Below are 15412 nucleotides of genomic sequence, written 5' to 3'. Positions count from 1 at the left end.
CTCCGAACGGTTGTGACAAGTGAGGCAATTGATGCAATTGTTACTGTTGGTGTCACGCGGGCTGGGCTCGTGTGGGCACTGATCACCTGGTTAGATCAACGCGGGCGTGCAATGCGGCCGCGCGTCGGACATCGGCAGAACCGGTGACCGGTGGGTGCCCCCGCCGAGCCCGTCCACCCGATTGCCGCGTCACCGTCCAGGGGAGCCCGTGAGTCACTTCAGCGAGTCCGTGCGCAGATCCGTCCGAGCCGGCGCGTCGTCGCTGCGGCGCGTGGGGATCGCTGCCGTCGTCCTCGCCGCAGGCGCCACCCTGGTGACCGCATGCGGTGACGATGCCTCGTCGTCGGCGGATGTCGTGATGCTCACCCACGATTCGTTCAGCCTGCCGCAGTCGGTGCTCGACAGTTTCCGCACCGACACCGGGCTGAACCTGAAGATCGTGAAGTCCGGCGATGCCGGCACCCTTGCGTCGACGGTGTCGCTGACCCCCGGATCACCCAAGGCCGACGTCGTGTATGGCATCGACAACACCTTCGCGTCCCGTCCGATCGATGCCGGGGCACTCGAGTCCTACAACCCTCCCGCCGCCGCCGACGGCGCCGTCCAGTTCGCGGTGCCGGATTCGAACAATGAACTGACCGCCGTCGACCGTGGCGACGTCTGCCTCAACATCGACGACAAGTGGTACGCGAGTCACCACCAGCAGCCGCCGACCAGCGTGCGCGACCTGCGCAACCCCACCTACGCCGCGCAGGCCGCGCTCATCGACCCGAGTACCTCCTCACCCGGAATGGCCTTCCTGCTCAGCACGATCGGGATGTTCGGCAACGACTGGAAGTCGTACTGGCAGGACGTGACCAAGGGTGGAGCCGCCATCGATTCCGGATGGGAGATCGCCTACAACCAGCAGTTCAGTGCCGGAGAGGGCAAGGGGCCCAAGCCGATCGTGTTGTCCTACGCGTCGTCGCCCGCGGCGACACCGGGCACCAGCGCGCTTCTCGACGGGTGCTTCCGTCAGGTCGAGTACGTCGGAATCCTCAAGGGCACCAAGAACGTCACCGGTGCACGCAAGGCCGTCGACTTCATGCTGAGCCCCGCCGTGCAGAAGGCGCTCCCGTCGTCGATGTATGTCTATCCGGTGCAGAAGAACACACCGTTGCCCGACGGCTGGGCCCAGCGTGCGCCGTTGCCGCAGTGGACGGTCAGCATGCCGCCGAAATACGTTGCCGAGAACCGCGAGTCGTGGCTCGAGCAGTGGCGCGCCGCGGTCGGTCGTTGATCGATCCGTCCACCGAGACGACCCGCGGGGAACCGTCCCCGCCGGGGCCACCGCGTGACGGTCGGCAGATTCGACGTCGGCGTGCGATCGTGCCGGGACGCATCGCCACGCCGGCTCTGCAGGCGATCCCGATGGTGTTCCTCGGGGTGTTCTTCCTATGGCCGGTGGCGGCCCTGGTGCGTCGGGCGATCGATGTCGGGACCGCCGGTGATTCGCCGGTCGCATTGCTCGAACGCACCCATGCGTTGCACCTGCTCTGGGTCACCCTCGGCCAGGCCGGTGCGTCGACCGTGGTCGCAGCCGTCGTTGCCGCGCCGATCGTGTGGCTCTACGCCCGGCTGCCGGGATCGGGATCGGTGGTCCTCACGGTGATCGTCACCGTGCCCTTCGTCCTGCCGACGGTCGTGGTCGGGGTGGCCTTCCGGGCTCTACTGAACGGTCCGCTCGCCGGCCTCGGGATGGGCAGCGGGTGGCCCGCGGTGCTCGCCGCCCACGCTTTTCTCAACGTCGCCGTCATGGTGCGGGTGGTGGGAGCGGCCTGGCGCTCGCTGGATACCCGCACCGAGGAGGCGGCCCGTGTGCTCGGTGCGACCCGGATCCGGGCCTGGTGGTCGGTGGTCGCACCGCGGCTGGCCCCCGCCGCCGGTGGTGCCGCCGCCCTCGTGTTCTTGTTCTGCTCCACCAGTTTCGGGGTGATCATCATCCTCGGCGGAGGTGCCCTGCGGACTCTGGAGACCGAGATCTACACACAGGCGATCGGCTACTTCCGGCTGCCGGAGGCGGTGATGCTGTCGCTGCTGCAGATCGTCGTGGTGGTCGCCGTGTTGCTGTGCACCCGGATCGTCGCCCCGGGTGGCGCGTCCGGCGGCGCAGGCGCGCGGCGTCGGCCGTCGGCGATCGCCGGCATCGGATGGATACCGGTGGTCCTGGCATGGGCGTGGACGGTGCTGGTTCTGGTGGGACCGATTGCGGTGCTGGCGATCCGGTCGGTGCGTCCGACCGTCGGCGGATCGTGGACACTTGCCGGTTATCGGGCACTGTCCGAACCGGTGAACGGCGTGACGCCGCTGGACACGTTGCGGTATTCGCTACTCAGCGCGATCCTGGCCATGGTCATCGCGTTGGTGGTCGGTGGCCTCGCGGCGATCGCCCTGCATCGGTCACGTGGTGTTGCCGGCGTGGTGGGGAACGCGATCGCCATGATTCCCCTGGGGATCAGTGCGGTCACACTGGGATTCGGGTACCTGATCGTGTTGGCCGCCCTGCCGGCCGAGATCGCCGCCTCACCGTTGGTGATCCCGTGCGTACAGGCGCTGATCGCGATCCCCGTCGTCATCCGCATCGTGATCCCGGCGCTGGAATCGGTACCCGAGCGATTGCGCCAGGCCGCGGCGGTCCTCGGTGCCGGGCCGTGGCGGGTGTTCCGCACCGTCGATCTTCCGCTGATCGGCCGATCGCTCGGTGCCGCAGGTGGTTTCGCTTTCGTCATGGCACTCGGGGAGTTCGGTGCGACGAGCTTTCTCGCGCGCGCCGACACCACCACCCTGCCGGTCCTGATCGGATCGGCCCTCAACCGCCCGGGTGCCACCGAACTCGCCACGGCGATGGCTGCATCGATGGTGTTGGTGGTCGTCACCACTGTCGCGGTGCTCGCGGTGGAGATCTTCCGACCTCGCTCGGGGACACTGATCTGATGCTGCAGATCGAGAAACTGAGCGTCGCGTATGGGGCCGAAGCGGTCGTCAACGGGCTCGATTGGTCTGTGGGCGGCCAGGATTCACTCGTCACCGCGCTACTTGGGCCTTCCGGATGCGGCAAGTCGACGTTGATCCGCGCGGTCGCCGGACTGGAGCGACCGACCGCCGGGACGATCCGTTTCGACGGAAGCGATCTCGCCGAGATCGCCACCCACCGGCGGGATTTCGGGGTCGTCTTCCAAGACGGTCAGCTTTTTCCGGGACGCACGGTGGCCGCGAACATCGGCTACGGACTGCGCGTTCGGGGGTGGTCGAGAGCCGACATCGCCGCTCGGGTCGGCCAGATGCTCGAACTCGTACGACTCCCCGGCGTCGAGAAACGCCGCGTCGAGTCGCTCTCGGGTGGTCAGGCGCAGCGGGTGGCGCTGGCGCGCGCGCTGGCTCCCCGGCCGCGGCTGCTGCTCCTCGACGAGCCGTTGGCCGCCCTCGACCGCCGCCTCCGTGACAGCCTGGCTGTGGAGATTGCCGAAATCGTCCGTGCCGCAGGAACTCCGACGATCGTCGTCACCCATGACCACACGGAGGCGGCATTGATGGCCGACTCCGTCGCGGTGATGCGCGATGGCGAGATCGTCCAGACAGCGCGACCGGCCGGTCTGTGGTCGGCGCCGGCGGACGAGTGGACGGCGCGATTCCTCGGGTGTACCACGATCATTGATGGGCGCAAGAAGCGAGAAGGTCTGGCCGACACCGTCTTCGGAGCACTTGCCGTCGATCTGCCGGAAACGGGCGCGAGGTTGGGTCTGCGGGCCGAGTCGGTGCTTGCCGAGCCGGCCGAAGGTCGTGACACTGAGGAGAGCGACACGACATCGGGTGCAGTCGGCACGGCGATGGTTGTCGCCGACCTCCCCGGAGGTCCTCGCGTACGGGTGGCCACCGATCACGGTGAGATCGACGCGATCGGCGCCGGTGCGATCGCGGTCGGCGACCGGGTCCTGGTGCGGTTGATTCCCGACCGGGTCGCGGTGATCGGACGATGAGACGTCGGCACGTGCTGGCCGGCGCCATCCTCGACTCCTCGGGCACGCGGATATTGCTGGCGCGACGGGCGCGGCCGGTCGAATTGGCCGGTCTCTGGGAACTGCCCGGCGGAAAGGCCGAGGTGGGGGAAACCGACGAGGAAGCCTTGCGTCGTGAGCTCGCGGAGGAGCTGGGTATCGCCGTCGGCGTCGAGTTCGAGCTACGCGATCAGGTGGTGCTCTCCGACGAGCTGGTGTTGATCGCCCGCTGGGCGCGCGTGATCGCCGGCGAACCCACTGCGCGTGAACATCAGGCGGTGCGGTGGGTCGATGCGGAGGAACTGTCGACGCTGTGTGACGAGGGCCGCCTGGTCCCCGCCGACACCGTGTGGGTTCCGGAACTGGTGGCGCGGCTACGCCGCGCCTGATCCGCGCCGACAGCGCCCTCCACCTCACCGACGGCGCCCTCCACCTCGCCGACGGCGCTCTCCACGTCGGCGATAGCGCTCACGGTGTTGCCGTCGGTGCCTGCGGACGGCGTTCGGCGTAGGAATTCTCGTAGGGTCGCCCCGCCATTGCCGCGAGTTCGATCATCAGGCGGTCGGTGGCGCTCCGTAGGTCGTCGTCTGCCATTGCCTGGTCGACGGGAACTGGGAATCCGATGACGATGTCGACCCGATGCGGGCGCCACATCAGACGACCCGGGGGATTTACCCGCTCGGTGCCGCGCAAGGCAATAGGGACCACCGGCGCGCCGGTTGCCCGGGCAACCCGCATCACGCCGGTATGGCCGCGGTGCACGCGGCCGTCGCAACTACGAGTCCCTTCGGGATGGATGGCCCACGCGCCACCTCTCGACACCAGGCTGGTCGCCGTGGCCAATGTGGTGGCGGCACGGTCCCCACCGGATCGATCGATGGGAGTCTGACCGGCCGCGAGAAAGAACCATCGCTGCATCCGCCCGCGCAAGCCCGGTCGGTCGAAGTACTCGCTTTTCGCGACGAAGGTCAACCGGCGGGGGAGGACCAGGCACAGAAGGAGCGAGTCGATGAAGGCGCTATGAGTGGCCGCGACGATGACCGGACCAGTCGGGGGTAGGAGATCGCGGCCGACGATCCGAGGGCGACAGGTCACCAACAATGCCGGCCCGATCAGGACGTACTTGAACAGCCGGTACCACATGCGCATTTCCCCTGTGCTCGTCGATGGAAGGACCGTTGAATAGACGTAGACACTGTCTACGCGCCCATGGTAGACAATGTCTACATGGTTGCTGCCGAAGAAGAGAAACCCTCTGACACGACACGTTCTCGTCTGGTGGCGGCGGGAGTGGAGTTGCTCGAGAGTGACGGGCTCGCGGCACTGGGGGTGCGGGCGATCGCGAGGAGCGCGGGTGTGTCTCACGGTGCCCCACGGCGGTACTTCCCGACGCATGCGCAACTCCTGGCCGCCGTCGCTCGTAGCGGACTCGACGACCTTGGTACGGAGATCGCGCCGGTACTGCGAGACCGCTCAACGCCTCCGCGGGATCGACTCGTCTCCGCGGCGAACGCGTACGTCGGCTTTGCCCGACGCCGGCGCGCGATGTTCGAGCTGATGTTCCGCCACGACATTCTCGACGGGGCCGGTGGCGACCTGCGATCGCTATCGGTACCCATGATCGCCGAATTGCACTCAGTCGTTGCGGAATTCGTCGGTGATCATCATTCGTGGACCGCCACCGTCCGTTTCTGGATGTCCATTCACGGGTTGGCCGTGCTGGTGGCCAATCGCGCGCTTGAACCGATGGCAGCGGTGGTCGAGATCGACGTCGAGGCGTTGGTGATCGGTGCGGTCGACGCCATTGCGTAGTCGCTCCGCGTGGTCACAGCGCTGTCGGCGGTGGGACGGGCGCTGTCGGCGAGGGATCGGTCAGGCGGCCCGTGCCTTCTTGAGGGCCTTGCCGAGGTCCTTCTTGCTCATCGAGTCGATGTCGAGTTTGCGCATTCGCGCGATGACGACCGGGCAGCGTACGCAGCGGGTCTTGGAGCGACAACACTTCTTCTTGGGCTTGAGGTCGGCGACCTTTGCCGGGTTTTTCGTGCCCATGCGGTGACGCTAGCACCGGCTGTTCACCCACTGACACTCCGCTGTGATCGCGGTCTCTCCCGCGGACCCGATACGCTGTTAGCCGTCGTCAGTCTGCCGGCGCCGGTTCCGCGTGCGCCGAGTGACCGCCCCCGTACACGAAAGAGATCTCAGTGAGCCCTGCTCCCAACTTCCGCAACGTCGCGATCGTCGCGCACGTCGACCACGGCAAGACCACGTTGGTCGATGCGATGCTCCGACAGTCCGGGGTGTTCGGCGAGCGCGCCGAGCTCGTCGACCGCGTGATGGATTCCGGTGACCTGGAGCGCGAGAAGGGCATCACCATCCTCGCCAAGAACACCGCGGTCCACCGTCGTCAGCCCGACGGCACCGAGGTCGTCATCAACGTCATCGACACCCCGGGTCACGCCGATTTCGGCGGTGAGGTCGAGCGTGGTCTGTCGATGGTCGACGGGGTCGTGCTGCTGGTCGACGCCTCCGAGGGCCCGCTGCCGCAGACGCGGTTCGTGCTGCGCAAGGCGCTCAGCGCGTCGTTGCCGGTGATCCTCGTGGTCAACAAGACCGACCGTCCCGATGCCCGTATCGCCGAGGTCGTCGAAGAAACGCATGATCTGTTGCTGGATCTGGCCTCCGACCTCGACGAGGAGGCCGCGTCGGCGGCCGAACAGGTGCTCGACCTGCCCGTCCTCTACGCCTCGGGTCGCGCCGGTATCGCCTCAACCGAGCAGCCCGCCAACGGTGAGGTGCCCGACGGGGAGAACCTCGACCCGTTCTTCGACGTCCTGCTCGAGCACGTGCCCGCCCCCAAGGGCGATCCCGAGGCGCCGCTACAGGCCCACGTGACCAACCTCGACGCTTCGCCGTTCCTCGGTCGTCTCGGGCTGGTGCGTATCCACAACGGCACCCTGAAGAAGGGGCAGACCGTCGCCTGGTGCCGTGCGGTCACCAAGGAGGACGGGACGCTCGAGCCCGTCATCGAACGCGCCAAGATCACCGAACTGCTGGCCACCGTCGGTGTCGAGCGCAGTCCGGCCGAATCCGCTGTGGCCGGTGACATCGTCGCGATCGCGGGCATCCCGGAGATCATGATCGGCGACACCCTCGCCGACGCCGAGAATCCGGTCCCGTTGCCGCGCATCACGGTCGACGAGCCGGCGATCTCGGTCATCATCGGCACCAACACCTCGCCGCTGGCCGGTCGGGTCAAGGGCCACAAGCTGACCGCGCGCATGGTCAAGGATCGACTCGACACCGAGCTCATCGGCAACGTCTCGCTGCGCGTCGTCGACATCAACCGGCCCGACGCCTGGGAGGTGCAGGGTCGTGGTGAGCTCGCGCTGGCCATCCTGGTCGAACAGATGCGTCGTGAGGGCTTCGAGTTGACCGTCGGCAAGCCGCAGGTGGTGACCCGCCGGGTCGACGGCAAGGTGCACGAGCCGTTCGAGCACCTCACCATCGACGTGCCCGAGGAGTACCTCGGCGCGGTGACCCAGCTGCTCGCCGCCCGCAAGGGGCGGATGGACCAGATGAACAACCACGGCTCGGGCTGGGTGCGCATGGAGTTCACCGTGCCCTCCCGCGGCCTGATCGGCTTCCGCACCGACTTCCTCACCGAGACCCGTGGTACCGGTATCGCCAATGCCGTCTTCGACGGGTACGCCGCGTGGGCCGGCGAGATCCGCGCCCGGCACACCGGGTCGCTGGTCAGTGACCGCGCGGGCACCGTCACGCCGTTCGCGATGATCCAGCTCGCCGACCGCGGCACGTTCTTCGTCAATCCCGGCGACGACACCTACGAGGGCCATGTCGTGGGCATCAACCCGCGCGCCGAGGACCTCGACATCAACGTGACCCGCGAGAAGAAGCTGACCAACATGCGGCAGTCGTCGGCCGATGTGATGGAGACCCTCGCCAAGCCGATGCATCTCGAGCTCGAGGGCGCGATGGAATTCTGTGCCGCCGACGAGTGTGTCGAGGCGACTCCCGAGGTGGTGCGGGTGCGTAAGGTGCATCTCGATGCCACCACCCGAGCCCGTGAGCGTTCGCGCGCCAAGACGCGGGATGCCGCGGCGGGCTGAGTCCCGTACGCGGTCGGGTGAACGTGGTCGTGGTCTGGGGGTGAGTGGATTCGTGATGGACGTGGGATGTGAGCGGTCGAGGCGGCGTCGTGTGACGCATTCGGCCGGGCGATCGCTCCTGCTCGTCCTCACGGTCCTCGCGGCGGTGCTCGGGGTGGCGGCGTGTACCGCCAACCCGCCGCCGCCCGTGCGGGACACCGCGACCCCGCAGACGCCGACCGAGTATCCCGACGGCAAGACGATCTACGTCGCCACCGACTCGATCGGCACGGGCTTCAATCCGCATCTGGGCGCCGACCAGAATCCGGTCACCACGGCCATCGCCGCGATGACCCTGCCCAGTGCGTTCCTTCCGGTGCAGACGCCCGACGGTGTTGTGTGGCAACGCAACGACGCGCTGGTGACCTCGGCGGAGGTCACCTCGACCGCGCCGTTCACGGTCACCTACCGCATCCACACCAATGCGCAATGGTCCGACGGTCTGCCGGTCACCGGAGACGATTTCAACTACCTGTGGCAGCAGATGTCGCGACAGCCGAATGTGGTGGCGCCGGCCGGTTATCGGCTGATCGACTCGGTGACCTCCAGTGCGGGGAGCAAGGTCGTCGAGGTCCGCTTCGCCCAGCCCTATCCGCGGTGGCGCGAGCTGTTCACCAACCTGCTGCCCAGCCACGTGCTGCGTGGCACCCCGGCCGGTTTCCAGACCGGCATGGACTCGGGAAAACCGGTGTCGGCCGGTCCTTTTCAGATCTTTTCGCTCGACCCCACCCGTGACGAGGTGCGGTTGATCCGCAACGACCGCTACTGGATGACGCCGTCGAAGCTCGATCAGGTGGTGTTGCGCCGGGCCGGTACCGACTCGCAGATGATCGATTCGATCCGTTCGGGTGGCTCGGCGCTGGCAACCGTCGGCGCGGGCCCGGCGACCGCGGCCGAGCTCACCGCGGTACCCGGGGTGACCGATCAGCGCGGCCCGACCGCGCGGGCCCTCACGGTCAGCGTCAACGCGCGTACCCCGGTGATGAATAGGGTGGAGGTGCGGCGCGCGATCCTGTCGATGATCGACACCAACCTCGCCACGCTCGCCGGTGCGGGTGAATGGGTGGTGCAGCAGTACGCCAACACCGTGTACGCACCGTCGGACCCGGGGTATTTCCCGGTGAACCGTCCACGCCCGGCTCCGCAGGCGATCGACGATCTGCTCGCCGCCGCGGGATACAAGCGCACGCCACCCGCTCCGGAGCCCCCGACATCCGGTACGCCCAGCCCATCGGGTTCGGCCGGCCCGTCGAGTTCGGCGAGCCCGAGTAGCTCATCCGCACCGAGTAGCAGTACCCCGACGGCGGCGGCGCCCAGCGTTGCCCCGGTGCCCGACGGCGTCATCCCGTACGAGAAGGACGGCCAGGACCTGACGGTCCGGGTCGGGGCGATCAGCGGTGACCCCCGGTCCACGTCGGCCGCGGCGAACATCGTCGATCAACTGCGTTCCGCCGGTGTGCGCGCCGGGGTGGTGTCCCTGCCCAACAGCGACCTCTACGGCGTCGCGTTGACCGATTCACGCGTCGATCTCGTCGTCGGATGGACGGGGCTCGGTGTGCCCCCGGCGGCGGCGCTGGCCTCGCAGGTCGACTGCGATCAGCCCAAGCCCGGGACCGCGCCGTCGCTGTCGACACCCCCGACGCCCACCAGCGTCGCACCCAGCCAGGACGCGTCGGGGGCGACCACCGTGTACGCCAGCAACATCTCCGGGGTGTGCGATCCCGCGCTGATCTCCCTTGCCCGCGATGCGCTCTCGGCCGATGACCCGACGCCGATGCTCGCCGAGGCCGAACCGTTGCTGGCCGATCAGGCGATCTATCTGCCGCTCTACCAGGACAGCATGCTCGTGGGGGTGACGCCGGCGGTGACCGGTGTGCCGCTGTCCGGGCCGATCCAGACCTCCATCTACGGCACCGCCGCCACCTGGGACATCAAATGACCGAACCGTCCGAGTCGGCAGGACGCCGACTGCTGCTGCTGCACGCCCACCCCGACGACGAGACCATCATGACCGGCGGCACCATCGCCCGGTATCTCGACGAGGGTGTCGACGTGCGCGTGGTCACCTTCACCCTGGGTGAAGAGGGCGAGGTGATCGGTGATCGCTGGGCGCAATTGGTCGCCGACGGCGGTGCCGATCAGCTCGGCGGCTACCGCATCCTCGAATTGACCCGGGCTCTCGAGGCGCTCACCCCGCCCGGTCGGCCACCGCTCACCCCGCGATTCCTCGGTGGCGCCGGACGCTGGCGGGACTCCGGGATGGCCGGGACGCCGTCGGCGGAGCATCCGCGTGCACTGGCGCAGGGCCCGTTCGACGCGGTCGTCGCGGCGCTGGCCGACGAGATCGCCGAGTTCGATCCGCAGGTGGTCGTCACCTACGACACCGCGGGCACCTACGGACATCCCGACCACATGACGGTGCACGAGGCCTCGGTCGCCGCGCTACCGATCGCGTCGAGGCGGACCGGAACCGAGTACCTGGTGTACGAGTCGGTCACCGAGGCGAGCGCACTGCGCGCCGGTCTCGCCACGGCGGCCGACCGCGTTCCCGACGGCTGGCGGATGCCGCATGACACCGAACTGCCCAGCTACCCCGACGATCGGATCACCACCGCCATCGACGTCGGCGGGGTGTATCAGCGCAAGGTCGATGCCCTGGCCGCGCACGCGACGCAGGTGACGGTGGCGCCGTCGCGGACCGAATACGCCTTGTCCAACAACATCCTTCAGCCGATCTTCGACGTCGAGCACTTCATCCTGCGCAGCCCCGCACCGGAAGGGCCCGCTGCCCGCAACGGCGATCTGTTCACCCCGCAACGCCGTCCCGCACAGGCGCGACCGTGACCCGCGTGCTCGACCGCTTCCTCCTCGCGATGCTGATCGTCGACGGTGTCGTGGTCGGGCTGGGATCGGTCGCGTTCTGTTACCTGCGGTTCTGGGGACAGCCAGTTCCGGTCATCGCCATCGTCGCCGGCCTGGTGAACGCGATACTGCTGTGGCTGGCCGCGCGCACCACCGACTCGCCGCTGCGGTTCGCGCCGTTGGCCGCGTGGGTTCTGGTTCTGCTGGTCGCGGCGTTCACCGGTCCGGGTGGCGACGTGGTGCTCTACCTCGGTGGCACCACCGTTCCCGCGACGCTGATGTTGGTGCTGTTCGGCCTCGGCATCCCGGTGGCGCTCATCTGGTCGGGCCGGCTGCCACGTCCGGACGCCTGAGCGCCCCGAGCCACCCCGGGCGCCGGGGACCCTGCGGTTAGAGTGGGTCCATGGTTTTGCGCGCGTGGGCGACCGATCATCGGGCGCCCGTCGAGCGGGTCGCCGCGGCGCTGGAGCGGTTGTCCGCCGCCCCGGTGGGAACGCCGGCCGACCTCTCCGACGACGAGTGGATCGCGCTGCTCGGCGCCGACGGCGATCTCCTCGACGAGCTGTGCGCGCACGCCGACGCGGCCCGCCGTGCGGTCACCGACCCCGAGGCCCTCACCTACGTGGTGAATCGCAATCTCGACACCGCGGTGGCCGCGAGCCTGACCACCGACCCGTCGCTGGAGGATCTGGTCGTCGAGGCCCACGGGCTCGGGGCGACCGAGATCTGCATGCAGGGGCCACTGCCCGCCGATGCCCCCGCCGAGGGGTACCTGCGCCTGATCGAGCGGATCACCGCCGCGGCGCCGGTCCATCTGCACGCGTTCCGCCCACCGGAGATCCGCGACGCCGCCGCCCGGCTGGGCATCGACGTCGAGGAGTTCCTGCGCCGCGCACGCGGCGCCGGACTCGGTTCGGTGCCGGGGACCGCGGCGCAGATCCTCGACGACGAGGTTCGTGCGGTCCTCGCACCGCCCGGGACCGAGTACACCCGGGACGGGTGGATCGAGGTCATCTCCGCAGCGCACGAGGCGGGACTGTTTTCGACGGCGACGGTGTTGTACGGGCATGTCGAAACGCCGGGCCACGTCCTCGCCCATCTGCGGACCCTGTGCGGGATCCAGTCGCGTACAGGCGGGTTCAGTGAGCTCATCCTGATGCCGATGGTTGCCGACAACACGCCATCTCATCTGCGGTCGGTCGCGGTGGCCAGCGCCTCACGCCGCGAGACGCGGGCGATCCACGCCGTCACGCGGCTGGTCACCCTGGGTCGGTTCGACCACATCCAGGTCGCCTGGACCAAGCTCGACGCCGACGTCGTCGACGAGGTGCTGCGGGGTGGGGTCGACGACATCGGCGGCATGCTCCTCGACGGCGCGATGATGCCGTCGGCCGGACCGGAGGCCGGTCGTGTCCTCGACGCCGAGCGCCTCGCCGGATTCGCGGAGCGCGCCGGCCGAACCCCGGTTCAGCGGACCACCGCTTATCGGCAGCCCGGCGACCGGCCGATCCTGCACCGGGCAGGCCGGTGACCGCGGCCGCACCCCAGGTCGACGTCGCGATCGTCGGGGCGGGTTTCGCCGGGCTGGGCATGGCCACGCATCTGGCGCGGCGCGCGAGGGAATCGTTCGTGGTCCTCGAACGCGCCGACGCGGTCGGCGGCACCTGGCGTGACAACATCTATCCCGGCATCGCCTGCGACATCCCCGGTCACCTCTATTCGTTCTCGTTCCGTCCTCCCGCCGACTGGTCGGCGGTCTATCCCGCAGGCGCCGAGATCCGCGCCTATCTCGACCGGCTCGTCCACGACGAAGGACTTGCCGATCACATCCGCCTCGGTCGCGAACTCGCCAGTGCCACTTGGGATGCCGAGGGTGCCCGATGGCATCTGGTCACCGAGGGCGTTGACGGTGCGCAGTCGCTGACCGCCCGGATCCTGCTGCTGGCCGTGGGCCGGTTGTCGGAGCCGAGAATCCCCGACATCGAAGGCCTCGACGACTTTCCGGGGACCGTGGTCCACACGGCCGCCTGGGAGCCCGACCTCGATCTGGCGGGCGCCCGGGTCGGGGTGGTCGGTACCGGGGCGTCGGCGATCCAGATCGTGCCGCATGTGGCCGCCCGCGCCGCCGAGCTCGTCATCTTCAGCCGCACCCCGCCCTACATCGTGCCGCGGGAGGATCGTCGCCTCGATCCCGCCGAGCGTGCCGAGCTCGTCGATCCGCAGCGGGCGGCCGCACATCGAAACGAACTGTTGCGCAACGCCGACGCCGCGTTCGCGCAACGTCTGCGCCGCCGTCCCGACATCGACGAGATCCGGGCGCGGGCATTGACCCACCTGCGCGCGCAGATCCCCGATCCGGTGCTGCGTGCCGAACTGACCCCGGACTACGAGATCGGTTGTAAGCGAATACTTCTCAGTGACGATTTCTATCCGACGCTGTTGCGTGAGAACGTCGTCTTCGAGCCGGGGGCGCTCGAATCGGTCGTCGAAGCCAAGGCGCGCGCGTCCAGCGGCCGCAGTCACGAGCTCGACATCCTGGTGATGGCAACGGGTTTCGAGGCGGCACGACCGCCGGTCGCCACGCGCGTGCACGGCCGGGACGACGAGTTGCTCGCGGACCACTGGCGACACGGCATGGTCTCCTATGCCTCGACCGTGGTCGCCGGTTTCCCGAACATGTTCGTGCTCGACGGCCCGAATGCGGCGCTCGGCCACAATTCGGCGATCTACATGATCGAGACGCAACTCGATTATGTCGTCGGCGCCCTCGATCACATGGCCGAGGCGGGGGTTGCCGCACTGGAGGTCACCGCCGACGCCGAGGCCGCCTACACCCGGGAGATCGACGACCGGAGTTCCGATACGGTGTGGTTGACCGGTTGTGACAGTTGGTATGTCGATCCCGAGAGTGGTCGGCTGACACTGCTCTGGCCGGGTACGGCGTTGTCGTTCCGGGAGCGTAACGGCACGTTCGAGCCGGAGCCGTTCGTCACCCGATCGACAGTGGCCACCACCAGCGAACGAGGGGAGTGAGCACCCATGCCGTCCATGAGCATGGCCGCGGCACTCGATGCCGCGACGACCACCGAGATCACCGACGTCGAGGTGGTGAGCACCCTGTTGTCGGCGTCCGGCGCCGATCTGCATGCGCTGCAACGGATCGCCGCCGATCTCCGCGACGAGGGCCTTGCGGCCGTCGGACGATCCGGGCAGGTCACCTACTCGCGCAAGGTGTTCATCCCGCTGACCAAATTGTGCCGCGACCGATGCCACTACTGCACCTTCGTGACGATCCCGGGGAAGCTCGCCCGCGCCGGTGCGGGCATGTACCTCGAACTCGACGAGGTCGTCGACATCGCACGCAGGGGTGCCGAACTCGGTTGCAAGGAAGCGTTGTTCACTCTCGGTGACCGCCCGGAGGATCGGTGGCCGCAGGCCGCGCAATGGCTGTCCGAGCGTGGTTACACCTCCACGCTGGATTACGTCCGCGCCGCCGCCATCGCGGTCCTGTCACAAACAGGACTGTTGCCGCACCTGAATCCGGGTGTGATGAGCGCCGAGGAGATGACCGCCCTTCGCCCGGTCGCGCCGTCGATGGGCATGATGCTCGAGACCACCTCGCGCCGACTGTTCACCGAGAAGGGCATGCCTCATTACGGCAGCCCCGACAAGGATCCCCTGGTACGGCTGCAGGTGTTGCGTGATGCGGGTGCCCTCGGGATTCCGTTCACCACCGGAATCCTCGTCGGCATCGGTGAAAGTCTCACCGAGAGAGCGCAATCGTTGCTTGCGATGGCCGAGATCGCCGCGGCCGGCGGGCACATCCAGGAAGTGATCGTGCAGAACTTCCGGGCCAAGCCGGACACCGCGATGCGTGGTACCCCGGACGCGGAGATGACCGAGTTCCTCGCCGCGGTCGCGACCGCGCGGATCGTGCTCGGTCCGCACATGCGTATCCAGGCGCCGCCGAACCTCGTGTCGGCGGCCGAGTGCGAGGCACTCATCGCCTCCGGCGTCGACGACTGGGGTGGGGTGTCACCGCTGACGCCCGATCACGTCAATCCCGAACGTCCCTGGCCCAACCTCGACGTGCTCGCCGATCTCACCGCCGGCGCCGGGTTCACCCTGACCGAACGTCTCACCGCGCAGCCGCCGTACATCCTCGACGCGTCGTCCTGGATCGACCCGGCACTGCACGAGCACGTGGTGGCCCTGAGCGATCCGCACAGCGGTCTGGCTGCCGACCGGATTCCGTCACCCCGGGCGTGGTCGTCGGTGGCGTGAGCGGTCTGGCTGCCGACCGGATTCCGTCACCCCGGGCGTGGTCGGCGGTGGCGTGAGCGGTCTGGC

At 68.4% G+C, this 15412-nt stretch carries 14 protein-coding genes; 12 read left to right on the top strand and 2 right to left on the bottom strand.

The annotated features are described in order from the left end of the window. Positions 1-208 precede the first annotated feature (208 nt). From AC5ZH6_RS17160 to AC5ZH6_RS17145, 4 genes are read left to right on the top strand one after another with little or no spacing between them, the layout of a single operon-like run. Entirely contained in the window at positions 209-1279 is a 1071-nt protein-coding gene (locus AC5ZH6_RS17160; RefSeq protein WP_006367657.1) for a thiamine ABC transporter substrate-binding protein, read from the top strand. Next, on the top strand, positions 1255-2973 hold the full coding sequence (locus AC5ZH6_RS17155) for an ABC transporter permease (protein WP_496169242.1): 1719 nt from the start codon (positions 1255-1257) through the stop codon (positions 2971-2973). Before AC5ZH6_RS17160 ends, AC5ZH6_RS17155 begins: the two co-directional genes overlap by 25 nt. Further along, positions 2973-4016, top strand: a complete 1044-nt coding sequence (locus AC5ZH6_RS17150) for an ABC transporter ATP-binding protein (protein WP_020170707.1) — start codon at positions 2973-2975, stop codon at positions 4014-4016. Before AC5ZH6_RS17155 ends, AC5ZH6_RS17150 begins: the two co-directional genes overlap by 1 nt. Next, the gene (locus AC5ZH6_RS17145; RefSeq protein WP_006367654.1) at positions 4013-4423 is read left to right on the top strand and encodes a (deoxy)nucleoside triphosphate pyrophosphohydrolase; all 411 of its coding nucleotides are present in this window, start codon (positions 4013-4015) and stop codon (positions 4421-4423) included. The genes AC5ZH6_RS17150 and AC5ZH6_RS17145 overlap by 4 nt, the downstream gene beginning before the upstream one ends. A gap of 79 nt (positions 4424-4502) precedes the next feature. Here the strand turns inward: AC5ZH6_RS17145 and AC5ZH6_RS17140 are convergent, their stop codons facing one another. Continuing rightward, entirely contained in the window at positions 4503-5177 is a 675-nt protein-coding gene (locus AC5ZH6_RS17140) for a lysophospholipid acyltransferase family protein (protein ID WP_006367653.1), read from the bottom strand. A gap of 66 nt (positions 5178-5243) precedes the next feature. On the opposite strand from AC5ZH6_RS17140, the gene AC5ZH6_RS17135 reads away from it, so the two are divergent. Continuing rightward, the gene (locus AC5ZH6_RS17135; RefSeq protein WP_014360619.1) at positions 5244-5846 is read left to right on the top strand and encodes a TetR/AcrR family transcriptional regulator; all 603 of its coding nucleotides are present in this window, start codon (positions 5244-5246) and stop codon (positions 5844-5846) included. 60 nt (positions 5847-5906) lie between these two features. Here AC5ZH6_RS17135 and AC5ZH6_RS17130 read toward each other — a convergent pair whose 3' ends face one another. Then, the gene (locus AC5ZH6_RS17130; protein WP_006367651.1) at positions 5907-6083 is read right to left on the bottom strand and encodes a hypothetical protein; all 177 of its coding nucleotides are present in this window, start codon (positions 6081-6083) and stop codon (positions 5907-5909) included. Between the two features lie 152 nt (positions 6084-6235). Between AC5ZH6_RS17130 and typA the strand changes: the two genes are divergently transcribed. The 7 genes from typA to cofG all read left to right on the top strand — a co-directional run bounded on the left by typA (position 6236) and on the right by cofG (position 15346). Further along, a complete protein-coding gene (typA, locus tag AC5ZH6_RS17125; RefSeq protein WP_006367650.1) occupies positions 6236-8161 on the top strand; it encodes a translational GTPase TypA in 1926 nt (641 codons plus the stop codon). Between the two features lie 91 nt (positions 8162-8252). Continuing rightward, on the top strand, positions 8253-10139 hold the full coding sequence (locus tag AC5ZH6_RS17120; RefSeq protein ID WP_020170710.1) for an ABC transporter family substrate-binding protein: 1887 nt from the start codon (positions 8253-8255) through the stop codon (positions 10137-10139). Next, positions 10136-11044 carry an N-acetyl-1-D-myo-inositol-2-amino-2-deoxy-alpha-D-glucopyranoside deacetylase gene (gene mshB, locus AC5ZH6_RS17115; protein WP_496167559.1) on the top strand — a complete coding sequence of 303 codons (909 nt, stop codon included), beginning with the start codon at positions 10136-10138 and terminating at the stop codon, positions 11042-11044. The genes AC5ZH6_RS17120 and mshB overlap by 4 nt, the downstream gene beginning before the upstream one ends. Next, positions 11041-11415 carry a hypothetical protein gene (locus AC5ZH6_RS17110; RefSeq protein ID WP_006367647.1) on the top strand — a complete coding sequence of 125 codons (375 nt, stop codon included), beginning with the start codon at positions 11041-11043 and terminating at the stop codon, positions 11413-11415. The genes mshB and AC5ZH6_RS17110 overlap by 4 nt, the downstream gene beginning before the upstream one ends. A gap of 50 nt (positions 11416-11465) precedes the next feature. Beyond that, positions 11466-12593 (top strand): FO synthase, encoded by a 1128-nt coding sequence (locus AC5ZH6_RS17105; RefSeq protein WP_496167558.1) that lies wholly within the window; start codon positions 11466-11468, stop codon positions 12591-12593. Beyond that, on the top strand, positions 12590-14095 hold the full coding sequence (locus AC5ZH6_RS17100) for a flavin-containing monooxygenase (RefSeq protein WP_020170712.1): 1506 nt from the start codon (positions 12590-12592) through the stop codon (positions 14093-14095). Before AC5ZH6_RS17105 ends, AC5ZH6_RS17100 begins: the two co-directional genes overlap by 4 nt. 6 nt (positions 14096-14101) lie before the next feature. Continuing rightward, on the top strand, positions 14102-15346 hold the full coding sequence (cofG, locus tag AC5ZH6_RS17095; RefSeq protein ID WP_006367644.1) for a 7,8-didemethyl-8-hydroxy-5-deazariboflavin synthase CofG: 1245 nt from the start codon (positions 14102-14104) through the stop codon (positions 15344-15346). The last annotated feature ends 66 nt before the right edge of the window (positions 15347-15412 follow it).

It is taken from the genome of Gordonia sp. YC-XJ4 (genome assembly GCF_059511865.1).
The sequence above is the reverse complement of the archived record's forward strand: the minus strand, read 5'-3'. Positions and strand labels throughout refer to the sequence as shown.